26 protein-coding genes are annotated in these 25,240 nt (G+C 47.1%); 22 read left to right on the top strand and 4 right to left on the bottom strand.

Features of this window, described 5'->3' with window-relative positions:
• Positions 1–21: 21 nt before the first annotated feature.
• Both KVG29_RS02170 and KVG29_RS02165 read right to left on the bottom strand, forming a co-directional pair.
• Positions 22–1,065, bottom strand: coding sequence for a hypothetical protein (locus KVG29_RS02170; protein WP_252226130.1), 1,044 nt, complete (start codon positions 1,063–1,065; stop codon positions 22–24).
• Between the two features lie 28 nt (positions 1,066–1,093).
• Complete coding sequence (locus KVG29_RS02165; protein ID WP_252226129.1) at positions 1,094–1,240, bottom strand: hypothetical protein; 147 nt, start codon at positions 1,238–1,240, stop codon at positions 1,094–1,096.
• Between the two features lie 145 nt (positions 1,241–1,385).
• Here KVG29_RS02165 and KVG29_RS02160 point away from each other — a divergent pair, with 145 nt between their 5' ends.
• The gene (locus KVG29_RS02160) at positions 1,386–1,613 is read left to right on the top strand and encodes a hypothetical protein (protein WP_252226127.1); all 228 of its coding nucleotides are present in this window, start codon (positions 1,386–1,388) and stop codon (positions 1,611–1,613) included.
• Positions 1,614–1,719: 106 nt separating this feature from the next.
• On the top strand, positions 1,720–2,952 hold the full coding sequence (locus tag KVG29_RS02155; protein ID WP_252226211.1) for a S8 family peptidase: 1,233 nt from the start codon (positions 1,720–1,722) through the stop codon (positions 2,950–2,952).
• 49 nt (positions 2,953–3,001) lie between these two features.
• On the opposite strand, the gene KVG29_RS02150 is transcribed toward KVG29_RS02155, so the two are convergent.
• Complete coding sequence (locus tag KVG29_RS02150; RefSeq protein ID WP_252226125.1) at positions 3,002–4,144, bottom strand: aminotransferase class V-fold PLP-dependent enzyme; 1,143 nt, start codon at positions 4,142–4,144, stop codon at positions 3,002–3,004.
• A gap of 161 nt (positions 4,145–4,305) precedes the next feature.
• On the bottom strand, positions 4,306–6,168 hold the full coding sequence (locus KVG29_RS02145) for a hypothetical protein (RefSeq protein WP_252226123.1): 1,863 nt from the start codon (positions 6,166–6,168) through the stop codon (positions 4,306–4,308).
• Between the two features lie 260 nt (positions 6,169–6,428).
• On the opposite strand from KVG29_RS02145, the gene KVG29_RS02140 reads away from it, so the two are divergent.
• From KVG29_RS02140 to purN, 20 genes are all read left to right on the top strand, one after another.
• The gene (locus tag KVG29_RS02140) at positions 6,429–6,776 is read left to right on the top strand and encodes a uroporphyrinogen decarboxylase family protein (protein ID WP_252226121.1); all 348 of its coding nucleotides are present in this window, start codon (positions 6,429–6,431) and stop codon (positions 6,774–6,776) included.
• Between the two features lie 88 nt (positions 6,777–6,864).
• The gene (locus KVG29_RS02135; protein WP_252226118.1) at positions 6,865–7,932 is read left to right on the top strand and encodes a uroporphyrinogen decarboxylase family protein; all 1,068 of its coding nucleotides are present in this window, start codon (positions 6,865–6,867) and stop codon (positions 7,930–7,932) included.
• Between the two features lie 274 nt (positions 7,933–8,206).
• Positions 8,207–9,265: an NAD(P)-dependent alcohol dehydrogenase gene (locus KVG29_RS02130; RefSeq protein ID WP_252226116.1), complete on the top strand. Its 1,059-nt coding sequence runs from the start codon at positions 8,207–8,209 to the stop codon at positions 9,263–9,265.
• A 158-nt stretch (positions 9,266–9,423) separates the two neighbouring features.
• Positions 9,424–10,062, top strand: a complete 639-nt coding sequence (gene nth / locus KVG29_RS02125; RefSeq protein ID WP_420840511.1) for an endonuclease III — start codon at positions 9,424–9,426, stop codon at positions 10,060–10,062.
• 192 nt (positions 10,063–10,254) lie between these two features.
• Entirely contained in the window at positions 10,255–11,427 is a 1,173-nt protein-coding gene (locus KVG29_RS02120) for an NAD(P)-dependent malic enzyme (RefSeq protein ID WP_252226114.1), read from the top strand.
• A 19-nt stretch (positions 11,428–11,446) separates the two neighbouring features.
• Positions 11,447–12,259: an Asp23/Gls24 family envelope stress response protein gene (locus KVG29_RS02115; protein ID WP_252226113.1), complete on the top strand. Its 813-nt coding sequence runs from the start codon at positions 11,447–11,449 to the stop codon at positions 12,257–12,259.
• Between the two features lie 34 nt (positions 12,260–12,293).
• Positions 12,294–13,136 carry a sulfide/dihydroorotate dehydrogenase-like FAD/NAD-binding protein gene (locus tag KVG29_RS02110; protein ID WP_252226112.1) on the top strand — a complete coding sequence of 281 codons (843 nt, stop codon included), beginning with the start codon at positions 12,294–12,296 and terminating at the stop codon, positions 13,134–13,136.
• Between the two features lie 3 nt (positions 13,137–13,139).
• Positions 13,140–14,528, top strand: coding sequence for an NADPH-dependent glutamate synthase (gene gltA, locus KVG29_RS02105; protein ID WP_252226111.1), 1,389 nt, complete (start codon positions 13,140–13,142; stop codon positions 14,526–14,528).
• Between the two features lie 92 nt (positions 14,529–14,620).
• Positions 14,621–15,484, top strand: coding sequence for a DNA-3-methyladenine glycosylase family protein (locus KVG29_RS02100; protein WP_252226110.1), 864 nt, complete (start codon positions 14,621–14,623; stop codon positions 15,482–15,484).
• A 96-nt stretch (positions 15,485–15,580) separates the two neighbouring features.
• Positions 15,581–16,006 (top strand): DUF3842 family protein, encoded by a 426-nt coding sequence (locus tag KVG29_RS02095; RefSeq protein ID WP_252226109.1) that lies wholly within the window; start codon positions 15,581–15,583, stop codon positions 16,004–16,006.
• On the top strand, positions 15,999–16,190 hold the full coding sequence (locus KVG29_RS02090) for a CooT family nickel-binding protein (RefSeq protein ID WP_204487494.1): 192 nt from the start codon (positions 15,999–16,001) through the stop codon (positions 16,188–16,190). Before KVG29_RS02095 ends, KVG29_RS02090 begins: the two co-directional genes overlap by 8 nt.
• 135 nt (positions 16,191–16,325) lie before the next feature.
• Positions 16,326–17,789: an IMP dehydrogenase gene (gene guaB / locus KVG29_RS02085; protein WP_276576340.1), complete on the top strand. Its 1,464-nt coding sequence runs from the start codon at positions 16,326–16,328 to the stop codon at positions 17,787–17,789.
• 75 nt (positions 17,790–17,864) lie between these two features.
• Positions 17,865–18,626 (top strand): nickel pincer cofactor biosynthesis protein LarB, encoded by a 762-nt coding sequence (gene larB / locus KVG29_RS02080; RefSeq protein ID WP_252226108.1) that lies wholly within the window; start codon positions 17,865–17,867, stop codon positions 18,624–18,626.
• 140 nt (positions 18,627–18,766) lie between these two features.
• Positions 18,767–19,684, top strand: coding sequence for a nickel pincer cofactor biosynthesis protein LarC (gene larC / locus KVG29_RS02075; RefSeq protein WP_252226107.1), 918 nt, complete (start codon positions 18,767–18,769; stop codon positions 19,682–19,684).
• A gap of 17 nt (positions 19,685–19,701) precedes the next feature.
• Positions 19,702–20,160, top strand: a complete 459-nt coding sequence (gene larC2, locus KVG29_RS02070) for a nickel pincer cofactor biosynthesis protein LarC2 (protein WP_252226105.1) — start codon at positions 19,702–19,704, stop codon at positions 20,158–20,160.
• 294 nt (positions 20,161–20,454) lie between these two features.
• A complete protein-coding gene (gene purE / locus KVG29_RS02065) occupies positions 20,455–20,946 on the top strand; it encodes a 5-(carboxyamino)imidazole ribonucleotide mutase (protein WP_252226103.1) in 492 nt (163 codons plus the stop codon).
• 3 nt (positions 20,947–20,949) lie between these two features.
• Positions 20,950–21,666, top strand: a complete 717-nt coding sequence (purC, locus tag KVG29_RS02060) for a phosphoribosylaminoimidazolesuccinocarboxamide synthase (RefSeq protein WP_252226102.1) — start codon at positions 20,950–20,952, stop codon at positions 21,664–21,666.
• Positions 21,667–21,811: 145 nt separating this feature from the next.
• Entirely contained in the window at positions 21,812–23,215 is a 1,404-nt protein-coding gene (purF, locus tag KVG29_RS02055) for an amidophosphoribosyltransferase (protein ID WP_252226100.1), read from the top strand.
• Between the two features lie 366 nt (positions 23,216–23,581).
• Positions 23,582–24,610 (top strand): phosphoribosylformylglycinamidine cyclo-ligase, encoded by a 1,029-nt coding sequence (purM, locus tag KVG29_RS02050; RefSeq protein WP_252226098.1) that lies wholly within the window; start codon positions 23,582–23,584, stop codon positions 24,608–24,610.
• Positions 24,607–25,239, top strand: a complete 633-nt coding sequence (gene purN / locus KVG29_RS02045; protein WP_252226097.1) for a phosphoribosylglycinamide formyltransferase — start codon at positions 24,607–24,609, stop codon at positions 25,237–25,239. Before purM ends, purN begins: the two co-directional genes overlap by 4 nt.
• Position 25,240: the final 1 nt, after the last annotated feature.

The following is a 25,240-nucleotide window of genomic DNA, read 5'->3' as shown; positions in this document are numbered from 1 at the left end:
TCAAAGCAAAGGCCCTTTTTTCTATTGCGTTTTAGCATTGGAAGGCTGCATCAGAAGCTGCATCAGCTTGAGCATCATTTCGAGAGATTGGTTTTGCTCATCGTTTGATGTGGGTTGATGGGTGTCGCTGTGGGCTACATTTTTTTGTTCCTGGTATTCGTCCTTATCCTTATCTTGGTCAGTTGTATCTGTTGCAACGCTGCTTTTTTCTATTTTGCGCTGGTCTTTTACTGAATCATCTTCTTTTTTATTGACGTTTATCCCTCTGTTTTTTATCATTTCGTCCAAATCCATTATCTGGGCAACCTGAATGAGCTTTTGAAGTCTCTCCAGTTTGGTTTGCTGCTCATCAGGGATGATGGGTTTTATGACCTTTATGATTTCGCCCAGGTCTTCTATAGGGTTGGGTTTGCGGTTGCTTGCTATTTTCAGATTGTTTCTGTATATTTTTATATTGTTTGAGAGCTTTTCGATCGACTCGTGGATCTGTATAACTTTGTCAATGGTGGGACGGCTATTCTCAGGCATGTAGTCTCTCAGCGCTTTGATTATTCCCAAACCTTTGCTTTCGTTTTCCAATCCCAGAACGGGTATTTGCTGCATGCGCTGGGCCTGATAGCTCCCTTCTCGAAGCCCCTTGAGTATCTGAATGGCTTCCAGTATGCCTATAATGGTATATATCCCCTCTTGCTCTGGCACATCCAGATAAGGGCTTACGGCCATAAGCATGTTTATGGTTTCAGGATTGTACACTGCCTGACTAATGGAATTCCGCAGGTTGTTGATGGAGAACATGCTTTTGTTACCGCTATGTATTTCTGAAGCCAGTATTTTGATTGTGATGAAGAGAAAAAATAGCGGCAGTGGATTTACGGGGTACGTCAGGAAACCGTGAATTTTTTTAGATGCAGCCGGTAAATCTCTGATAGCTGAATTTATCGCTGCAGGAGGTGATGGCTTGACTTCGGTAGATGGATGTTCCTGCGAGGACTTGAGGTATGGCTGCCTCATTTTACGGGTCGTTTGTGTTGAGGGTACCGGTGTTAAAGGGTATTTGCTCTCCATAAAATTCCTCCTTGCTCTCTATACCGTTTTATGCCGCAGATGTCAGTACCAGAAATATAAAGAAGAAAAACAGGTGATTTATCTCAAAATGTACATCCCATATGAGCGTTAGTATCATGAAGAAAAATAGCACATTGGCACCTTTGAAGCTGCCTTTGAGCACCTCGTGAGGCATAAATTGCTCACCGTCCTTTATACTTTTCTCTACTCATAATATGCTGATTTCTATAAATTGTGCATTGGCCTTAAGTAACAATATTTGAGATTTTGAATAATTTATGTATTAGAACAACCATTAATGTTTTAGAGGTGGTGTTTTGATGAACACGGGAAACCAAGATATGAGAAAATTGCTGCAGATGGTTCAAAGCATACAGGGAAAATCGGAGGATGAGCTGATACGTGAGGTGGCCGCTATGATTAAATCGGGCAAAGGGGGCATTACCCGTGAAAAAGCCATGGGCATGATAAAGGCCGTTATGCCTGTGCTGGAACCGCAACAGAGGAAAAAGCTGGAGAGGCTGCTCAGAGAGCTACAAAGCCGATAGGCAGGAGAAATCTTATCAGTCCCCCTTAACAACTTGCGGAAGGTATACATAAGATATACCAGATGCAAGTGAAGGGGGGAAGAAGGCTTTGAATTTCCTGTTGGGAATGCTATTGTTTCCTTTTTTGGATAAGATAAACAAAGTTGAAGGAAAGATTGATCGCAGGCTTATCAAAAAGGTTCAGACTTTGAATGCAAACGGTACGCTGTCGGCTATTGTATTTTTTAAAGAAGAGCATGATGCTATTTGCAGAGAATGCTTACAGAAGATGGGAATAACGATAGTATATGAGTTTCCTCTCATCAATGCTTATGCGGTTGAGATTCCCCGGTCCATGCTGGAAAAGATTGCAGAGGTGGAATCGGTAAGATATGTTTCTGATGATGTAGATATAAATTCTCTTTTAAATATAGCCACACAAGAGGTAGGTGCCAGGGATGTCAACCTAAAGGGATATACTGGAAAAGGCATTGGAATTGCCATACTTGATACCGGTGTTTATCCTCACCCTGATTTGATAAGGCCCAAAAATAGGATCATTGCCTTTAAGGATTTTGTCAATGACAAAAAAGATCCTTACGACGATAACGGGCATGGTACCTTTATTGCAGGGGTGGCGGCCGGAAACGGCTATTCATCAGGTGGAAAGTATGCAGGAGTTGCACCGGAGGCCAACATAATTGCGGTTAAAGTTATGAACAGGGATGGGGAGGGCAACGCTTCGAGAATAGTCGCTGGAATGCAATGGGTGGCAGACCACCGGAAGGAATATAATGTAAGGGTGGTGTGCCTATCGCTCGGCTCCAAACCTTCTGGAGCTATCAAGAATGATCCTCTTGTGGTGGCTGTCAACCAGCTATGGAAACAGGGCGTTTTTGTGACGGCTGCGGCGGGCAACTCCGGTCCAAAGAAAGGAACTATCACCACCCCAGGTATAAGCCCTAGCATCGTAACGGTAGGCGCGGTTGATGATAAGCGAACCGTTGATATAAGCGATGATGTGGTTGCAGAGTTTTCAAGCAGGGGACCTGCATATGGTAACATACTCAAGCCCGACGTGGTGGCGCCCGGAGTGAATGTGGTATCTTTAAACACCGACAGCGACTATACTGGTGGTCCAAAGCTTTATTCATTGGATAAGGCATACACTACCATGTCCGGAACGTCGGTGGCAGCGCCGATAGTGGCCGGCATTGCAGCCCTTATCTTTGAGGCACATCCCGAGTACACGCCGGATGAGGTAAAAGCGCTGATCATGAAATACGCAAGAAGCATAGATAAAAATATATATGCCCAGGGCAGAGGGCTGGTGGATGTCAAAAGCATACTTGGTCAATAGATAGAGAAACCCTTGCAGAGCGTCGACTTGCAGGGGTTTTTCTTTAATGTTATTTAAGGCGGCTGAGCTGCTCAAGAGCTCTTATACACTCTACCACTTCGTCCATGGTATTGAAAATGCCGGGGCTGAAGCGCACAGTTCCCTGTTTTAAGGTGCCTATGGTTTGATGGGCCAGGGGAGCACAGTGAATAGCACCCCGGGTTGCGATGTCGTACCTTTCATCCAATAAGTTGGCGATGTACGCCGAGTCAAAATCCTTTATATTTATTGAAATAGCACCAATTCGTTCATCCATGTTTGTAGGGCCATAGATTTTTATGCCGGGGATATGGGATACAGCCTCTAAAAAGAATTTTTCAAGCCTGATGATGTGGGAAAGCAGCTTTTTTTGGCTCTTTTGGAGTATGTAGCTAATTCCTGCTCCAAGGCCGGCAATTCCGGGAGTGTTTTGTGTTCCGGATTCATACCGGTCAGGGGCAAATTCGGGTTGATAAAGGTTTTCCGACTGGCTTCCTGTACCTCCTTCCTTTAACGGCTTTAACTTTACATGAGGCGCGATGTAAAGCACGCCGGTCCCTTGAGGGCCAAGCAGCCCTTTGTGCCCCGGCATGGCCATCATGTCCACTGGCAGTTTTGAAAGGTCGATAGGGATTATACCGGCGGTCTGCGCTGCATCTATCAGGTAGAGTATGCCGTATTCCCTTGCGATTTTTCCTATTTCGTCTACGGGTACAAGGGTTCCTGTCACGTTGGAGGCATGGGTGGTGACGATAAGCCGTGTATTGGTTCGAATGGCCTTTTTTATGTCGTCAGGGTCAATGCGCCCCTGGCTGTCGGCTTTTACGTAGGTCGTTTTTATATCATACTTTTCAAGCTCTTTGAGCGGACGGACCACAGAGTTGTGCTCCATGGTGGTGGTGATGATGTGGTCGCCCGGCTTTGTGCATCCTTTGATGGCCAGATTCAGGCTTTCGGTGGCATTCAGGGTAAATATCATTTGAAACGGGTTATCTATCGAAAAGAGCTGACACAGCATTTCGCGGGTATGTAGCAGTATTTTTCCCGCTTCTATAGCCATCTTATGCCCTGAACGGCCGGGGTTGGCTCCATATCTCTTCATGCAATTTAGAACGGCCCTGTATACTGATTCAGGTTTTGGCCATGAAGTGGCTGCGTTGTCCATGTATATCACTATTAAGTCCTCCTTTAGAAGCACATTATTTGCTAAAATAAGGATATATTTTACTGATTTTACATATTTTTATATTAACAATTTTTAAATACATTTGCTAAGGAATATTGGGTTTACGTGGCTAATAAGTCGTATTACCGCGAATTAAGATAATTGTTGTGTTAACCTATGATTTTCCTTAAAAAACCCCTTCTCAAGTTTTTTTCTAGTAGGTCTTTTATTTCCTCAAATTCTTCTAGGAGGATTTCCCACTGGCGCTGATTTTCTATGGAACGCCTCCGCAACGCTTCTATTTCCCTCATGATGGTCTGGTTTTGAGCCTGGATTCCTTCGGCTTTTTTGATCCAGGAATTCAAGAGCGCATCAAGCTGGAAAAGGTAGTGCGTGCTGTCCTGTTCTGGTTGGTTTTTGTCAAGGAGAGCCTGAAATCTTGCTCTCAGGCCGTGGACTTTGTTCATCTCTTGTATCAAGGCCAGTATGTGATTTACAACATTGTCGGGTATGATCTGGTCGGCAGGTAATTGCCCTGCTTTTTCATAAGGGTGATGGTGTTCTTGCCTTATATTACCTGACTTTATGGGTGCTTCTTTTAATTCAGTCTCCGGCTGTTGTGTGTTTGGCTGTGGTGTACTTTGCTTTTTATCTGCCACGTAGCCTGTGGCATGCAAAGCTGCATCATGGGTCGAGGAATTTGCGTTAGTTGAATGTACGTTTTCGCAAGCATGCCCGCTGTCGGCTGGTTTTAAATCATATATTTCCTGGTTGGAGGTTGGCGGTGTGGGGGATGTATCTTCATGTGCAGCTTTTTCTGATAAGCTATAGGGTGCATCTTGGGATGCTGGTGGGTCAGAAGCGGCGCTGTTTTGTTTTAAAGGTGCAGAAGACGCATTTACCTGCTGTGATGGTTCGGGATGTTCAAAGTGCGGTTGGTCCATGGTTGGTTTCGAAGGCAAATCCTCTATCTTTACAGCCTGTATGGTTTCGGAAAGGCCCTTGCATTCTCCCAGTATGGGAATTTCCAAGCCGTTTTCCAGGTTTGCAAATATTCGATGCACTTTAAAGTTGAACTGGTCTTCGGGATAGTTGCTGGAATATTTTATGCAGTAACAGCTATCGATATGCGACCACTCCAGGGATTTTGCCTGGTTCCAGGTCATGCCCTCGTCGGGAGATGAGCAACAGTATATATCGTCGTTTTGATACCACATGCACCACAACTGGTTATCTGCCCAGAAGAGCTGCGGATCCGAACAGTTCGATTCTTCACTGGACAAAAGCGCCTCTCTTTCCAAGCCAGTTTTGAAGTATGAATTCAGGTGCCAGTTTCGGTACATAACCTGCAGGTTGGAATTTTTTATTGACGTCCATGCAAGATGAAGCTTATTGTTTTTAACGAGCATGCTGGGCATATTGCAGTCGATCAGGTTGCGGCTTAAGCTCTCGGGCCTGCTCCATCGATTACGGGCGCCATCAAAATAGCAGTAAAATAATCTGTGCTGGTTACGGTACATGCTGCGGTAAACTATATGAATGCTTTTTTGGTCATAGTCAAGGTAAAAGGGGCTGGTTTGCCTTCCGTCCTCATACCTGGTTATCTCGCCTTTAATCCAACCGTTGCCGTTGTTGTAACAGTGATAAAGGCTCCAAACGCCGGTGGAGGGGATTGTGCCAACGGCAAAAATCACGTGGACCTGCTCGTTGAGGACAATAATTGTAGGGAATTGCACTATGTACGATGAAGTATCGTATTGATGGAGCAACTGTTTGTTCCACGTATTCCCGTTATACTCCATGTATACTATTTCTCCGTTATGGTCCTGGTATATCAGGTGCAGGTGGTCATGGCTGTCGATCGACACGGAAAAGTACTCGTGGGTGTTTGCTACAAGCTCTGTCTCATTTCCCCAATTTCCGCTTTTTTTCATGTAGCGGAAGTATATACCCTTTCCTTTTTGAGAGAAAAAGTGCCATAAGTCACCGTTTTTAAACCGCACTATATGATCATTGCGGTAATGGAGTTTCACCTTGTCACCTCCTATCTGTACATCCCTTAATTTTTGACATTAATAAATCACATAGGACAGGTAAGTTCAGTAAATTTATATGCGTCTTATGAGAATTTTATTGCAAGGATTTTGATGCGTTTTATCGCTTCTGTCAATTTGTTTTTCTGTGGAGAATAAAGATGAATTGCCTAATAAAATATGGTAAAATAGTTTTAGCAGAAAACAGCTGATGAGTCTGTGTGTTGTCAGGTAGCCGATAGAGAGTGTAGGAGTCTCATGTGAGAATAAAGGTAGTACGCTGCAAAGCTTTTCGGCAGGTCTCTATATCCATAAGTTATCTTGGTATTGAAGATATGGAATATGATGCAAAGCATTCCTTTGAGGATGCCATCATGCCAGTGGAGGAGGCATATGATCGCTGGGGTGGGAGAATAGCCATTCTTGGTAGTATTGATGTGGATTTTGTGTGTAGGGCTTCGATCGATGAGATTAAGCAGCGCTGTAGAGCTATGTTGGAAAAGACAAAAAACAGAGGTGGTTACGCGCTGGGGACAGGCAACAGCATCCCGGAGTATGTGCCGGATGAAAAGTACTTTGCTATGATATCGGTGGCTCTGGAAGGATAAATTTGCTTGGCCAAGGTTTTCACTTACAATTAAACTGTGGCTTAGAAACCCAATAATTTGAAAAAGGTTATATAGAAAGGGGAGCATTGTGAATAGTTTGGAATTGTTTAAGGCGACAGTGGAGCATATTCCACATGATGAATACCTTTTTTTCTTCCATTGTACTCCGGATTTGGAAAGGCGACTTCGCCAACATCTGGGCTTAAAGCCGCAGGACAGCTTTGTAGAATATTTTGATATGCCTCGTGTTGTATCGGTGGCCTTAAAGCCCCCTGAAGATTTTAAAAAGCCCGATTTTTCTAAGTATTACGAGGATATGGATATCCCACCTAATGCGTTTATCAACGATATTGGTGTACTGGAAATACCGGGAAGTATGTATCATTTCACTAGGTATGTCAGTCCCTTGAGAAATGCTAAAACCTTTAATGAAATAGAAGATTTTCCTTATCCAAGCGTAGAGGGTTGGACGGATTGCCATATGGCAGAACAGGTTAAGATAGCTCATGAGAACAATCAACCTGTTATTTGCTGGGTGGGGCATATCTATGAGGTTGCTTGGCAGATCCGGGGATATGAGCAGTTTCTCATGGATATGATTTTGAACCCAGAGATATGTGAATTCATACTGGATAAGATTTGTGAGCGAAACGTGAGAGTTGCTCAAGCTGCGGCAAGGGCTGGGGTAGATTGGCTGACCATAGGTGACGATGTCGCCAATGAAAGGACGCTTATGTTTTCGATTGAACACTGGAGAAAGTTTATGAAGCCTCGATGGGCCAAGGTGATCCAAGCTGCAAAGGATATAAAGCCTGATATACAGGTGGATTATCACAGCGATGGAAATATTATGGATATAATACCCGAGCTTATTGAAATCGGGGTTACCATTTTGAATCCTATTCAGCCTGAGTGCATGGATCCAATTGAAGTAAAGCGAAAATACGGGAAGCACTTGGTTCTCAAGGGGACGGTTGGAACTCAGAGCACCATGCCTTTTGGAACGCCAGATGAAGTAAAAAAAGTGGTAAGGGAACGAAAAAGGACCTTAGGATATGACGGAGCTTTAATCCTTGAGCCTACACATGTACTGGAACCAGATGTCCCTATAGAGAATGTCATTGCCTTTGTAGAGGCCTGTAAAGAAGGGACATAACTAATAAGGGGATTTATAACGGAATCAGAGAAAAACTTACCGAGTTTGGTTGAATATTTTATAAAGGGCATAGAAAATGGGCGTAATTGGCTGTCGTTTTCTATGCCCTTTTGCATTTTTGGATAATAGGCATTTACAAATTGCCCTTTTAATTATGCATTTCATCTGTTAAATAGTGTATCATACGACAATATTGTTTGATATTTAACAAACAAGCTGTATAATTGTCGTCGAAAATACAAAAACAAAAGCATTATGGGGAGGGATTATGCTTATGAAGGGTTTTGCTATGTTAAAAATAGGTGAGGTTGGTTGGATAGAAAAAGAAAAACCGGTGGCTGGACCTTATGACGCCATAGTCAGGCCTATTGCGCTGGCCCCTTGCACATCCGATATACACACTGTTTTCGAGGGAGCAATAGGTGAGAGGCACAACATGATACTCGGCCACGAAGCCGTAGGCGAGGTAGTAGAAGTGGGAAGCGAGGTAAAAGATTTCAAACCAGGTGATAAGGTGGTGGTACCTGCCATAACGCCTGACTGGCGTACTGTCGAGGTACAGATGGGTTATCATCAGCACTCAGGCGGAATGCTTTCTGGATGGAAATTTTCTAACTTCAAAGATGGAGTATTTGCAGAATATTTCCATGTAAACGATGCAGATATGAACCTTGCTAAATTGCCAGACGATATACCACCAGAAAAAGCGGTAATGATATGCGATATGATGACTACAGGTTTTCATGGCGCTGAACTCGCCAATGTGCAGTTTGGGTCCTCGGTGGCTGTCATAGGAATTGGCCCGGTTGGCTTAATGGCCATAGCAGGTGCAAGCCTAAGAGGTGCAGGCCGTATAATTGCTGTGGGAAGCCGACCTGTATGCGTTGAAGTGGCAAAGCATTACGGTGCAACAGATATAGTTAACTACAAAAATGGAGACATAGTAGATCAGGTAATGCATCTGACAGGTAACAAGGGTGTGGATTGCGTCATAGTGGCCGGCGGTGGCGTAGAGACTTTGGATCAAGCTGTAAGGATGGTCAGACCGGGAGGTACTGTTGCCAATATAAATTATTTTGGGGATAGCGATTTATTGCCAATACCCAGAACTGAGTGGGGTTGTGGAATGGCTCATAAGGATATACGTGGAGGGCTTTGCCCGGGCGGACGCGTGAGGATGGAAATGCTCGTTGAGCTTGTAAAGTATAATAGGGTTGATCCAGGAAGGCTTGTAACTCATATAATGTATGGCCTGGACAAGGTGGAGAAAGCGTTGATGCTGATGAAGGATAAGCCCAGAGACCTTATAAAACCGGTGGTTATAGTGAATTAGTTTTATGATATGCCGCCCCTATGGCCTGTAAAGGCTTGATGTGGGCGGTCTATCTATTTGCTGATAGATTTTTATATACCTCCTGCTTGAGTAAATTGCAGCGTTTATTGTATAATATGCAAAGATAATCTGTTTGAAGGAAGGAGAAAAGGGTTCTGTTGGCCGACAGGGAAAGATACCAAAAAATCCTGGATGAACTGGAAAAACATTATAAAGGAGCCACTACAGAGCTCAAATATAAAACTCCATTTCAGCTTCTGGTGGCTACTATGCTTTCGGCCCAGAGCACCGATAGACAGGTAAATAAAGTTACATCTACGCTTTTTGCAAAATACCCGGGACCCGAGGATTTTGCGCGCCTGTCGCCGGAAGAGCTGGAGAAGGAAATTTACAGCTGTGGCTTCTATAAAACCAAAAGCAGGAATATAATCAAGGCCAGCCAAATCATCCTCGATAAATATGGTGGACAAGTTCCGCGGGATGTGGAGGAGCTCCAGACCCTTCCAGGAGTGGGCAGGAAGACAGCAAATGTTGTAGCCAGCAATGCCTTTGGTATTGATACCATTGCGGTTGACACCCATGTATTTCGTGTGACTAACAGGCTGGGACTGGCGCACGCTGCAAATGTAAGGGATACCGAGATGCAGCTTATGGAGAATATACCCAAGGACAAGTGGTCGAGGGCCCATCACTGGCTTATACGCCATGGGAGAAGGGTGTGCACCGCTAGAAAGCCCAAATGCCATGAGTGCTTTCTGGCCGAATACTGTGAGTATTACAACGCTAGAGATAAATAATTTTTGCAGAGCAATTGGTCTTTGTTGACACCTTTTAATTTGGGCCTTCAACACTTTATTTGAAAGTCATAGGGAACAGACGGGGTGAATTGTGTTAATAAAATAAGCATTGTTGTAATGTGAAATCAGGCATAAGAGGTGAGCGAGGGCCATATTGAGTGCTTTAAGCATGTAAGAAAGGGGAATAGTTGTATGGTGATACAGCAGGAAGCCCTGGAGCTCCACAGGCAGTGGAAGGGCAAGATAGAAGTCATAAGCAGGGTATCCATCAAAGACAAGAAGGACCTGTCATTGGCTTATACGCCAGGGGTTGCACAGCCCTGCCTGGCCATACAAAAGGATGTCAACCTCTCGTACGAATATACCCGGAGATGGAATCTGGTAGCTGTGGTGACTGACGGGTCGGCAGTACTGGGACTGGGCGATATAGGGCCCGAGGCTGGAATGCCGGTTATGGAAGGAAAGTGCGTGCTGTTTAAGCTGTTTGCCGATGTGGATGCCTTTCCCATATGCATAAGGTCAAAAGACGTAGACGAGATTGTGAACACCATAAAGCTCATATCCGGAAGCTTTGGGGGTATAAACCTTGAAGACATATCAGCGCCCAGGTGTTTTGAGATAGAAAGAAGGCTTAAAGCCGAGTGCGATATTCCCGTGTTTCATGATGACCAGCACGGTACCGCGGTGGTGACCCTTGCTGCTCTGATCAATGCTCTCAAGATAGTGGGCAAGAATATGAAGGATATATCGGTGGTGGTAAACGGGGCCGGTGCAGCGGGGATTGCCGTTACCAGGCTGTTGATGGCTGTAGGGCTTAAAAACATCATACTGTGTGACAGGATGGGCGCTATTTATGAGGGGCGGGAGGGCTTGAATGCCGAAAAGGCCGAGATGGCAAAGCACACAAACCCTGAACGGAAAAAGGGAAGCCTGAAGGATGTGATCGCAGGGGCTGACGTCTTTATCGGCCTGTCGGCTGCTGGCATGCTTACAAAGGAAATGGTTAAATCCATGGCCAGGGACCCTGTAGTTTTTGCTATGGCCAATCCGGTGCCAGAGATAATGCCGGATGAAGCCAAGGAGGCAGGGGCCAGGGTAGTGGGAACAGGGCGCTCGGATTTTGCAAACCAAATAAACAATGTGCTGGCTTTCCCTGGCATTTTCAGAGGGGCTCTTGACGTGAGGGCAAGGGATATAAACGAGGAGATGAAGATAGCGGCGGCATATGCCATAGCGTCGTTAGTAAGCGATGATGAGCTCAATGAGGAATATATAATACCTGCTCCATTTGATAAACGGGTGGGGGAGGCCGTAGCCCAGGCTGTGGCGCGGGCCGCCAGAGAATCGGGCGTGGCGCGAATATAAGATTAAGGGGAGGCAAGCCTTGAAGGTTTACGCCTTGATAGGCCCAAGTGGCACGGGTAAGAGCTATAAGGCCCTTACCCTGGCCAGCGAAAAGGGAATTGAGTATATAATCGATGATGGCCTGTTTATAAAGCGCAACAAGATAGTTGCCGGCGTTTCGGCCAAAAAGGAGTCCACAAGGATAGCGGCTGTCAGGAGAGCTCTTTTTATGGATGAAGAGCATGCAAAGCAGGTAAAAGAGGCCATTAGAGTTGTTATGCCTGATTCTATCTTAATTCTTGGTACGTCCATGAGGATGATAGACAGGATAATTAAACGCTTGGAATTGCCGCCCGTTCACGAGGTCATAAGGATCGAGGACATTTCAACCAGCCAGGAGATCAGGTTGGCGCAAAAATATCGGTATGAACAGGGCAAGCACGTCATCCCGGTGCCGACGTTCGAGATACGCAAGGATTTCTCGGGCTATTTCATTGACCCCCTGAAGATATTCAGGATCGCCGGCAAGGGCAAGAGGCTGGAAGCGGTGGAGAAGACGGTGGTGCGTCCCACCTACAGCTATATGGGCAGGTTCTATATTGCCGATACCGCTATTGAGTCCATTGCGGCGTATAATGCTCAGAAGGTGGAAGGGGTAGCAAGAGTTTTGAATACCAGCCTTACCAGCAGGGATGACGGGCTGATAATATACATCGATTTGGCGGTGAAGTATGGCTATAAAATACATGTGGTGCTGGAAGAGGTACAATCAGCAGTGGCAAAGGACGTGGATAGATTGACTGGTATAAACGTGATTGCTGTAAACGTCACGGCACGAAATCTGGTCGTTTAAAGGAGCAATAAACCAATAAAAGGGGGAAGGAAGGATGTACAGGATTTTACAAAAAGAAAAGCTGGCTCCGGGGATATGGCTTATGAAGGTCATGGCGCCGTTTGTAGCCCGAAGGGCGATGCCTGGCCAGTTCATAATTCTGCGCGTGAAAGAGGGAGGGGAGAGGATCCCATTGACCATAGCCAATTACGACAGGCAGGAGGGATGGGTTACCATCATCTTTCAGGAAGTCGGTTTGACCACCCGCCTTTTGGCCAAGCTGAATGAGGGCGATAGCATCCTGGACTTTGTAGGGCCGCTGGGTAGGGCGTCTGAGCTAGACGGCTTAAAGCGCGTGCTGTGCATAGGCGGCGGGGTGGGCGTAGCGCCTTTGTACCCGCAGATAAAGTATCTATGGGAGAAAGGCACTTCTGTTGACGTGATTGTAGGTGCCAGGAGCAAAGAATACCTTATTCTGGAAAAAGAGATAAGGGATATATGCAATAATTTATATATAACCACCGATGATGGTTCATACGGGCGTAAGGGGTTTGTATCCGATGTTTTGAAGGAACTGCTTGATCAGAAGAATGAATATGACAAAGTGATTGCAATCGGTCCCCTAATCATGATGAAAGTGGTGTCCGAAATTACAAGGAAGTATGGCGTACCGACCGTTGTCAGCATGAATCCCATAATGGTGGACGGTACCGGTATGTGCGGAGGATGTCGCGTCACCGTGGGCGGTGAGGTCCGCTATGCCTGCGTGGATGGTCCGGATTTTGATGGACACCTGGTGGATTTCGACGAGGCTATGAGGAGGCAGCGTATGTACCGGGAAGAGGAGGAGCACATCTGCAAGTTGATGGAGAAATTGATGGAGAAGGAGGGGCTGTAAGTCATGGCAGTGAATTTGAATAGAGTACCCATGCGGGAACAGGACCCCGAGGTAAGGCGCAGGAATTTCGATGAAGTGGCGCTGGGTTATACTCTGGAAGAAGCTGTGCAGGAAGCCAAAAGATGTCTGCAGTGTAAAAAGCCCATGTGCGTCGAGGGCTGCCCTGTAAATGTCAGGATTCCCCAGTTCATTGCGGCTGTGGTGGAGAGCAATGTCGAGGAGGCCTTTAGAATCATACGCCAGACCAATAACCTGCCTGCCATATGCGGAAGGGTTTGTCCCCAGGAGACCCAGTGCGAGCAGAGGTGCGTGCTTGGCAGGCGCGGCCAGCCTGTGGCCATAGGCAGGCTTGAGAGGTTTGTGGCCGACTACTGCATGGAAAAGGGCATAGAGGACGAGGTGGAGATAAAGCCCAACGGCAAAAAAGTGGCCATAGTGGGGGCAGGGCCTGCTGGCCTGACGGCTGCTGCCGATTTGGCAAAGCTGGGATATGATGTCACCATATTCGAGGCTTTTCATGAGCCCGGCGGCGTGTTGATATACGGTATACCCGAGTTCAGGCTTCCCAAGTCTCTGGTCAAGAGGGAAATAGAAGGGCTTAAAAAGCTGGGAGTAAAAATTTTAACCAACGTCATAGTGGGTAAATCCATTACAATAGATGAGCTGCTGGAAGAAGGGTACAAAGCGGTGTTTATAGGCAGCGGTGCCGGCCTGCCCAAGTTCATGGGCATCCCGGGTGAAAACTTAAACGGCGTGTACTCTGCCAACGAATTCTTGACCCGGATAAATCTGATGAAGGCCTATGATTTTCCCAACAGCCATACTCCTATAAAGCGGGGCAAGAAAGTGGCGGTGGTAGGTGGAGGAAACGTGGCCATGGACGCCGCCAGGAGCGCTTTGAGGCTGGGTGCCGATGAGGTGCACATCGTGTACAGGCGCTCGGAAGCCGAGATGCCTGCTAGGCTGGAAGAGATACATCACGCGAAAGAGGAAGGAATAATATTCGATGTGCTCACTAACCCCATCGAGGTGCTGGGCGAGGATGGCTGGGTAAAGGGATTGAAGTGCATAAGGATGAAGCTGGGTCAACCGGACGAATCAGGCAGGAGAAGGCCCGTACCCATTGAAGGTTCGGAGTTCGTGATGGATGTGGATACGGTGATAATGGCTATAGGAACGAGCCCCAATCCGCTCATAGCTTCCACTACTCCCGGCTTGGCGGTTCAAAAGTGGGGCGGTATTATAGTAGATGAGGAGACATGTGCCACCAGCAAGGACAGGGTATATGCCGGTGGCGATGCCGTGACGGGAGCTGCCACAGTTATACTTGCCATGGGAGCGGGTAAAAAGGCTGCCAAGGCCATACACGAGAGGTTGTCCAGGGAAGAGTAACAATTTACACTTTATCGCCGTCTTGATAAAAGCGGCGATAAAGTGTAAATTGTATTTTTGGGAGAAAAAATAGGCGATTAAAAGGTGATAGTGTGTTGGAGATTATACAGACAGGCGAAGGTGTACTTCTGAAAGATGTTGACGATTTTTATCCTGTACACATCTTTGAATGCGGACAGGCTTTCAGATGGAACTGGGATGGCACCGGTTATGTGGGAATCGCAGGTGACAGGGTAATAAGGGTATCGTATCATGAGGGGGATGTTTTACTGGAGAATGCCTCCATTGAGGATTACCGCTCGTTTTGGAGACGCTATTTTGACATGGGCAGGGATTACGGGCAGGTGAAAGCCGCTTTATCCTGTGACCCTGTGCTTGAGAAGGCAATAGAGTACGGATGGGGGATACGCATTTTAAATCAGGATCCATGGGAGACCCTGATCTCGTTCATCATATCGGCCAATAACAACATACCAAGGATCAAGCGTATCATTGAAAATCTGGCAGTCAGGTTTGGAAGAAGGGTAAGCTGGCGGGGAAGGGAATTCTATACCTTTCCTGCTCCAGTTGATTTGGCCGGCGCATCGGTTGAAGAGCTCATGGCCTGTGGGTGTGGTTACAGAGCAGACTACATAAAGAGAACGGCTAAGATGGTATGCAGCGGTGAGATACGGCTGGAGCAGATAACTTGCCTGCCCTATCAAGAGGCTTACAAAGCTCTTATGGTCTGCCCGGGGGTTGGGCCTAAAGTGGCTGACTGCGTTCTACTGTTTTCTATGGGCAAGACCGAGGCTTTCCCGGTGGATGTGTGGATCAAAAAGGTGATACAGCGTTTTTATCCTAAGAGTACTGGCACCAACAGGGAGGTGAAAGAGTTTGTTTGGCGAAAGTTTGGCCATCTGGCGGGTTTTGTGCAGCAGTATCTGTTCTACTACGCCCGCGAATGCATGACGTGATCTGGGTTCTACCTTAGATGATGGTCAAAATAGTTTGATGGTTTACATGTACGGGAAACTTTACAATAATTAGAGTGTAAAAGCGGGAGAGGTTGTATGAGGGTCGCTGTTGTGGATGGACAGGGTGGAGGAATGGGAAAGTATATAACTGAAAGGTTGAGAAAGGAGTTTGGGGAGAGCATTGAAATATTGGCGCTGGGTACCAATGCCATGGCCACTGTCCAGATGCTCAAGGCGGGAGCCAACGAAGGGGCCACTGGTGAAAATGCCATCATATACAACGTGGACAAGGTGGATTTGATAGTTGGCTCGCTGGCCATCGTACTGGCCAATTCGATGTTGGGGGAACTCACCCCGGCTATGGCGGCCGCCATAGCATCAAGCCCTGCACCAAAGATCTTGTTGCCTATACACAAGAGCAACGTCAACATTGTTGGGGTCGTCAGCGAGCCCATTCCACATGCCATGGAAAAAGTTATTGATTGGATAAAAAAGCGAATGGAGAGTGAGCAAGATGTGTGAAGCAATGGTATATTTGAAAGATGGCGATAAAATAGAGCCGTACTTTGAAAATGTGGATAAGATCTTTGCACAGGAAGAAGGGCTTATTTTGGAAGACATATTTGGGGAGAAGAAGATCATAAAAGCCAGGCTTAAAGAGCTCCATCTGGTGGACCACAAGGTTATCATTGAAAGGATAAAATGAGTTTTTGGCTGCCATTTGATTTAGCCATGAGGTTTGAGGGAAAATGCGGGTTGACAGAGGGGGGCATTTTTGATAGACTATCTTTCAATTACATGATCGGCTGTATTTAAACCTCAAGTTTAAGGGAAGGGAGTGTTGGCCATTAGTAACAAAATTATTGGTGAAGGGTTGACGTTTGACGATGTACTGCTGGTTCCTCAAAGGTCGGAGGTTCTTCCTAAAGATGTGGACTTAAGAACCAGGCTTACCAAGACCATCACGCTTAATATTCCCCTTGCAAGTGCGGCCATGGATACCGTTACAGAGGCCAGGATGGCCATTGCTATAGCCAGGGAGGGCGGCATAGGAATTATTCATAAGAATATGTCCATAGAGGAACAGGCCGAGCAGGTCGACAAGGTCAAGCGTTCCGAGCACGGCGTTATAGTGGACCCCTTTTATCTTTCGCCGGACCATTTGGTCTCCGATGCCGTGGCTCTCATGGAAAAATATCACATTTCGGGCGTTCCCATCACTGAAAACGGCAAACTGGTAGGGATTATCACCAATAGGGATATCCGCTTCGAGACCGATTTTTCCAAAAAGATACGTGAGGTAATGACATCTGAAAACCTGATTACGGCTCCTGAGGGGACAACACTTGAGCAGGCCAAGGAGATACTGAGGAAATACAAGATTGAGAAGCTGCCCATAGTGGACGAAAATGGAATGCTCAAGGGCTTAATAACTATCAAGGACATAGAAAAGGCCATTAAGTATCCCAATTCCGCCAAGGACAAAAACGGGCGCCTTCTGGTGGGTGCTGCCGTCGGCATTGCGCGTGACACCATGGAGCGAGTAGAGGCTTTGGTAGCTGCCAAGGTGGACGTCATAACGGTGGATACCGCCCATGGCCACTCTGTGGGAGTCATCAACATGGTAAAGCAGATAAAGAAGAAGTTCCCTGATCTGCAGGTCATTGCCGGCAATGTGGCAACGGCTGAGGCAACCCGAGAGCTGATAGAGGCGGGTGCCGATTGCGTCAAAGTAGGCATAGGGCCTGGCTCCATTTGCACCACCCGCGTTGTTGCGGGGGTGGGGGTTCCGCAGATCACGGCCATAATGGAATGTGCGGAGGAAGCTGATAAGTACGGCATCCCCATCATTGCCGATGGAGGAATTAAATATTCCGGGGATATCGTTAAAGCAATAGCTGCAGGGGCCAGCGTGGTAATGGTGGGCAACCTTTTGGCCGGTACCGAGGAAAGTCCCGGCGAGACAGAGCTCTATCAGGGTAGGCGCTTTAAGGTCTATCGTGGTATGGGTTCCCTTGGCGCTATGGCTGCGGGCAGCAGCGACCGATATTTCCAGGAAGACGCTAAAAAGCTCGTCCCCGAGGGCGTTGAAGGACGGGTACCCTTCAAAGGGCCGCTGGCCGATACGGTGTATCAACTGATGGGCGGTCTGAGAGCCGGAATGGGGTACTGCGGCGCTCGTACCATTGAAGAGCTGAGAAAGAACGCAAAGTTTATCAGGATTACCAGTGCTGGGCTCAGGGAAAGCCACCCCCATGATATCTATATCACCAAGGAAGCGCCAAACTACAGCACCGGCGTATGAGGATTGTATCGCTTTGTTGTACGGATGGCTGAGTACCTGATTTGTGATGCCACACTTTGAAAGGGGAAGGGGATTATGGATGTTGAGCGCCTTAAGGCCATACTGGAGGATGTCAAAGCAGGGCGATGTACGGTGGAACAGGCCATTGATGCCTTGAAATATCTGCCGTTTGAAGACCTTGGCTTTGCCAAGGTGGATCACCACCGCCAGCTCCGAAACGGCTATCCCGAAGTGATATACTGCCAGGGCAAAAGGCCCGAACACGTCAAAGCCATTGTGGAACTAATGATGGCCAGAGGCAACAGAAACATTCTTGCCACGCGGGCAAACCAGGAGGTATACCAGGCCATCAAAGAGGTGGCTCACGATGCCGAGTATCATGAGATAGCCAGAATCGTTGTGGTGAAAAGAAGCGAAGTGCCTGTTTCAAAGGGCAAGATAGCCGTTGTAAGTGCAGGCACGTCGGATTTGCCTGTGGCCGAGGAGGCGGCTATTACGGCAGAAGTTCTGGGCAATAAAGTGGAAAGGGTGTACGACGTTGGCGTGGCAGGGCTTCACAGGCTGCTGGCAAATGCCAAAACGTTCAATGAGGCCAATGTGGTCATAGCGGTGGCTGGCATGGAGGGAGCACTGGCCAGCGTAGTGGGAGGCCTGGTGGACAAACCCGTCATCGCTGTCCCCACCAGCGTGGGATACGGTGCCAACTTTGGCGGGCTATCGGCATTGCTGACCATGCTTAATAGCTGTGCTAGCGGGGTGGCGGTGGTTAATATAGATAATGGCTTTGGAGCAGGATACATGGCAAGTTTGATAAATCGCTTGGCACAGCAATCATAGCAAATTTTGTTATACCGAGGGGGTTCCTCGGTGTTTTTGTATTGTCTAATTGCATTATATGTCCTGGCTATTTGATATTTGTATTTGTAAATTGGAATGACAGCAGGTGAGTAAAAATTTAACAAAAAGGAGGAATTCCGATGAAAATACTGTATTTTAATTGTTTTTCTGGTATCAGCGGCGATATGACATTGGGGGCGTTGCTGGATTTGGGATTGGATCAGCAGGCTTTTTTAAACGAGCTTGATAAACTGGGACTTAAGGAGTATGACATCGAAATTAAAAGGGGCATCAAAAAAGGGATTACGGGATTGGATGTAACGGTTAGAATTCTTCATTCCCATCAGGAAGATCATGGTGTAGACCACCACCATCAGCATATTCATGACGTACATCACAAAGAAGAGGCTGCAGAAGAGTTTTCACAGACGAAAATCGATGAGGTTCACCAGTATTCTGAGCATCACCACCATCATCAAGAGCATTCCCACGTACATAGTCACACCCATGTTCATTCCCATTCCTACAATGGAGGTTGTGTTCAGAGAAACTTCCGCGAAATAAAAGAGCTGATTGAAAACAGTGCGTTGTCCCAGAGCGTTAAGGATACCGCCTTGAAGATATTTGAGAAGCTGGCCATGGCTGAAGGCAAGATCCATGGTATTCCCTGTGACCAAGTTCACTTTCACGAAGTGGGAGCGGTGGATTCCATTGTTGACATCGTTGGAACTGCCATTTGTATAGACATGCTAAAACCAGACGTCATTATGGCTTCGCCTGTAAATGTAGGCGGGGGATTTGTAAAGTGCCAGCACGGGATATTCCCTGTTCCTGCTCCTGCCACGTTGGAACTGCTTAAAGGCATACCTGTTTATTCCAAAAATGCTCAGGGCGAACTGGTCACTCCTACCGGTGCCGCCATACTTTCGGCTTTATGCCGTGAGTTTGTTGACTTTCCATCCATGGTTATAGAGAAAATTGGGTATGGGTTGGGAAAAAGGGATTATAAGGTGCCCAACTGCCTGAGGGTGTGCTGGGGTGAGGCGTTAAAAAAATAGAATCCCCTGGGGAGGAGGTGAAGGTTATCGAGACAAACATCGATGATATGAGCGGCGAATTTCTGGGCTTTTTGATGGAGCTGCTACTGCAGCACAATGCCCTTGATGTGTGGTATACGCCGATCTACATGAAGAAAAATCGCCCTGGTGTTAAAGTGAGCGTGTTGTGCCATCCGCAGGATCAGGAGAAGCTGGAGGATATACTGTTGAGGGAGACCACCACCCTGGGGGTAAGAAGCTACAGCACCTTTAGAAAGACGCTGCAAAGGCAATGGATAAAGGTGAGTACCCGGTATGGCGACATCCGTATCAAGGTGGCCTACGGGGATGGAGTATTCAAGGCGGCTCCCGAGTATGAGGATTGCAGGCTTGCCTCCAGGACCTATGGCGTTTCGTTGAGAGAAATATACGATGAAGCCATGCAGGAGTTTTCGAAACTGGATATAAAGCCAAAAGTTTCAAAATCGGACGTTTAATTTTTATTTCTTAAAAACGTTCGATCACTTGTTGACATTAAAGTCGATCACTGTTAATATAATACTAGAAATACCGAATAATACCGTTAAACATCGCGATAAATGTATACCCTTTTAAGTTTCAAGATTTAAACTGCCTGCTTCCTTTGGTACAGCTTTGACGGTGGTTTGTATTCAGTAACAGCAAGCGCACGTTGATAGCAAACATTGGAGCAAATGGACAAGGAGATCCGTTAGCTAGGGCCAATGGAGTTTAAATAGCCTGAAAAGCTACGCGAGAGGGAGGAATGAGGGATGCCTAAAGTTGGTATTGTAATGGGAAGCATATCCGATCTGGAAGTGGTAAAGGGTGCCAAAAAGGTTTTGGAAGGCTTTGGAGTGGAAGTGGAGATGCGGGTGCTTTCGGCTCACCGCACGCCCGTCGAAGCTGCCCGGTATGCTCAGGATGCAGAGAAAAATGGCATAGAAGTATTGATTGCCGCCGCCGGCAAAGCAGCGCACCTGCCGGGGGTTTTAGCGGCTTATACCACTCTACCGGTTATCGGTTTGCCCGTTAAATCTTCTACCATGGATGGATTGGATTCATTGCTGTCCATAGTGCAGATGCCATCGGGAGTGCCCGTGGCAACCGTGGCCATCAACGGGAGCGAAAACGCTGCTCTGTTGGCTGTGCAAATGCTGGCTTTGCGCTATAAGTTTTTGGCAGATAAGCTAAAGGAGCATAAACAGCGTATGGTCCAGCAGGTGCTTGAACAGGATAAAAAGCTCCAGGAGGAGGTTATATAAAACATGGAAAAATTACACCAGCTTTATGAAGGCAAGGCCAAAAGGGTGTATGCCACAGATGACCCCAACTATGTCATTATAGAGTACAAGGATGATGCCACAGCTTTTAATGGCTTGAAGAGGGGTACTATTGTCGGCAAAGGCGTTGTCAACAACAAGGTGTCCAATCACCTGTTTCAGCTTCTTGAAAAGCACGGAATTCCCACCCATTATGTACAGGAGCTGAACGATAGAGAAACTCTTGTGAAAAAGGTTCAGATAATCCCTGTGGAGGTCATTGTACGCAACAGAGCTGCTGGTAGCCTGTCAAAGCGCTTGGGCCTTCCTGAGGGTACAAAGCTTAAAGCCACCGTTCTTGAATACTGCTATAAAAATGATGAGCTGGGAGATCCAATGGTGAACGAGTATCACATCTATGCCATGGAACTGGCTACCAAAGAGGAGGTGGCCAGGATTGCCGATATGTCGCTTCGGGTAAATCAAATCCTTTCTGATTATTTAAAAGATGTCAATGTGGAGCTCATCGATTTTAAGCTGGAGTTTGGTCGCTTCAGCGGTGAAGTTATACTGGCTGATGAGATATCGCCTGATACCTGCCGCTTTTGGGATACCCGTACTGGTGAGAAGCTCGATAAGGACAGGTTCAGACGGGATTTGGGCAATGTTGAAGAGGCATATCAGGAAATACTCAATCGACTTATGGGCAAAGATGCTGAATGAAACAAAATGGGCATAGACTGTGAGCGTAATTTTTTAACTGGATCGCGTTCAATCACATTGCAATGGTGGTGATTAGAGGTAATACTTATACCTACAGATTTATATGCCTATTTATATACTTACAGATTTAGAAGGATGATGAGAAATGCATCCCAGGGACCTATTATTGGTAGACAAGTTAAACGAGGAGTGCGGGGTTTTTGGCATATTTGATCAGGATGGGCTGGCTGTTCACGAGATAACCTATTACGGGCTTTACGCCCTGCAGCACAGGGGGCAGGAAAGCGCCGGTATTGCGGTGGCCGATGGTTACACCATACGCTATCACAAGGGCATGGGGTTGGTTCCCGAGGTATTCGACGAGGAAACGCTAGGAATGCTGAAAGATGGCAGGATTGCCATAGGGCATGTGCGCTATCCGACTTATGGTGATACAAGTTTGTACAACGCCCAGCCTCTGGTTATCAAATACAAAAAGGGATTTCTGGCTTTGGCTCATAATGGGAATCTGGTAAACGCAGAGGTGCTTCGTAACGAGCTGGAAGATGCGGGGGCGGTTTTTCAAACTTCGGTGGACAGCGAAGTCATAGCAAACCTCATTGCCAGGCATATTGACGAAGGGCTGGAGACTGCTATACAGAATACCATGTCAAAGCTGAGAGGGGCGTATGCCCTGCTCTTGATGACAGAAGATAAGCTAATTGCAGTCAGGGATCCTTACGGAATGAGGCCTTTGGCTCTGGGCAGGATTGGTCATTCCTATGTGGTGGCGTCCGAATCATGTGCTTTTGATGCAGTGGATGCCGAGTTTATACGGGATGTTAAGCCGGGGGAGATACTCATTATCTCCCAGGATGGGCTGAGGAGTATACAGACGCCTGTGCCGCTAAAATCCGCGTTGTGTGTGTTTGAATTCATCTATTTTGCCAGGACTGACAGCACCATAGACGGAGTGAGCGTGTATACGGCCAGAAAAGAAGCGGGTAAGATACTGGCGGCCGAGCATCCAGTTGACGCTGACCTGGTAATAGGGGTGCCCGATTCGGGAACCACTGCCGCCCTTGGGTATGCCGAGGCCTCAGGCATCCCGTTTGGGGAAGGGCTTATCAAAAACAGGTATGTAGGCAGAACCTTTATAAAGCCCAGCCAGGCTGTACGCGAGCAGGGGGTAAGGATCAAGCTCAATGCTTTGAGAAAAATAGTCAAGGGCAAGCGGATAGTCATGATAGACGATTCCATAGTGAGGGGTACCACCAGCAAGAAGATAGTGGAGATGCTCAGGCTTGCCGGTGCCAGAGAGGTTCATATGCGTATCAGTTCGCCACCGGTTCGCTTCCCCTGTTATTTCGGCATCGATACGCCCACAAAAGAGCACCTTATTGGTGCTAAATACAGCGTTGAAGAGATATGCCGTATAATAGGTGCCGATTCGCTGGGGTATCTGAGCATTGAGGGATTGCTCAAGACGGTAGAGGGCAGCGGGTGCGACTTCTGCCTGGGATGCTTCACTGGAGAATACCCAATGGCTGTAGAAGTAAAATATGAGTAATGACGGCGATGGTCAGGCTGTGGACGGTGATAGGTCAAAAGACTACTTCGTGCATAGATCAAAACGCTGCCTTGTGTGTAATGTTCTAGAATGTGACGATGTGGTGAATAGTCAAGGTTATCAATTATGAATCTATTTTTGATGAGCGTATGGAATAGTTAAGTGGAGTTGGGACGAGCCGGATTAACGTCTGTGAAGACTGGGTTTCTTCTATTGGGAAGAAATAAATATCTTCCCAATACCAAGCCTGGTCAATGAAGCAGGAAGTCTGCGACTTCAATTGTTCGGTGGTTCATTAGATATATGCTGTTATGGTGAACGAAAATAAACATGAACAGCCAGCTGTAGAGAAAGGGGTAAAGGTATATGGGTTACACTTACAAGGATGCGGGTGTTGATGTTGAGGCCGGATATAGGGCTGTCAGCCTTATGAAGGAATTTGTGAAAAGGACGTATGATAAAAACGTCATAGGCGATATAGGTGGATTCGGCGGCATGTATTCCCTGGATTTGGAAGGTATGAAGCAGCCTGTACTGGTGGCTGGGACCGATGGTGTAGGTACCAAGTTGCAGCTTGCTTTTATAATGGATAAACACGATACCATCGGTCAGGACTGCGTGGCCATGTGCGTAAACGATGTGGTGTGTCAAGGAGCCAGGCCTTTATTCTTTCTTGACTATATAGCGACGGGCAGGCTTAAGCCTGAGAAAGTGGCCCATATAGTAAAGGGTGTTGCAGATGGATGTATTGAAGCGGGGTGTGCCCTCATAGGTGGTGAGACTGCCGAGATGCCGGGGTTTTATAGGGAGGAAGAATATGATATAGCTGGTTTTGCTGTGGGAATAGTGGATTGGTCAAAGATAATAGACGGCTCCACCATCAGGGAAGGCGATGTGATTATTGGTTTGGCTTCCTCGGGCGTTCACAGCAACGGTTATTCTCTGGTTAGAAGGCTGGTACTCCATGACAAAAACCGCCTTGACGAGTGGTATGATGTGTTGGGGTGTACGGTGGGAGAGGAGCTTTTAAAGCCCACACGGATATACGTAAAGGGCATTCTCAACGTGCTCAAGCGATATCGGGTAAAGGGGATTGCGAATATAACGGGAGGAGGGTTTATTGAGAACATACCCAGAGTTTTACCTGAAGGCCTTGTAGCCGAAATTCATGTAGGGAGCTGGCCTGTACTGCCCATCTTCGAGCTTATCAAGCGGTGGGGCGATATAGAAGACAAGGAGATGTTTAATACCTTTAATATGGGAATAGGCATGGTGCTGGTATGTACACCTGAAGACGCGGATGGCATCATCGGCCAGCTAAAAAGCGACGGTTACCCTTCATATGTGATTGGAAAGGTCGTGAAGGGGACTGGGGGGGTGGTGTTTATCCTGTGACGCGTATAGGGGTGTTGATTTCGGGAAATGGTACAAACCTTCAGGCGCTAATCGATGCCGTTGAGGCTGGCCGCATATCCGATGCGAGAATTGTAGTGGTCATATCCAATCGTAAATCGGCTTATGGTCTTGAAAGGGCTAAAGCCCATGACATTCCAGCCGAATGCATATTGAAAGAGGACTTTGAAAGTGAGGGGTCTTTTAACAGGGCAATTTTGGAGCGGCTTAAATTTTACAGGGTGGATTTGGTGGTGCTGGCTGGGTATTTGAGCATTTTATCCCCGGAAGTTGTACGGGCTTACCCTAATCGTATCATCAATATACATCCATCCCTGATTCCCGCCTTTTGTGGGAAGGGATTTTATGGAGAGAGGGTGCACCACGCCGTTTTAGATTACGGGGTAAAGGTAACCGGTGCAACGGTGCATTTTGTGGATGAGGGCACAGATACCGGGCCTATAATACTTCAGCGTCCCGTTGAAGTGAGGGATGACGATGATGTGCACTCGCTGGCCGCAAGGGTACTGGAGGTGGAACACCAGCTTCTGCCCGAAGCAGTCAGGCTGTTTGTGGAAGGAAGGCTTGTAGTGGAGGGACGCAAGGTCAGGATTTTGGGAGGGAGTGAATGAG

Source organism: Caldicoprobacter algeriensis (genome assembly GCF_023838525.1).
Lineage (GTDB): Bacteria > Bacillota > Clostridia > Caldicoprobacterales > Caldicoprobacteraceae > Caldicoprobacter > Caldicoprobacter algeriensis.
Note: the sequence above shows the minus strand (reverse complement) of the source record. Positions and strands in the feature narration are given on the sequence as shown.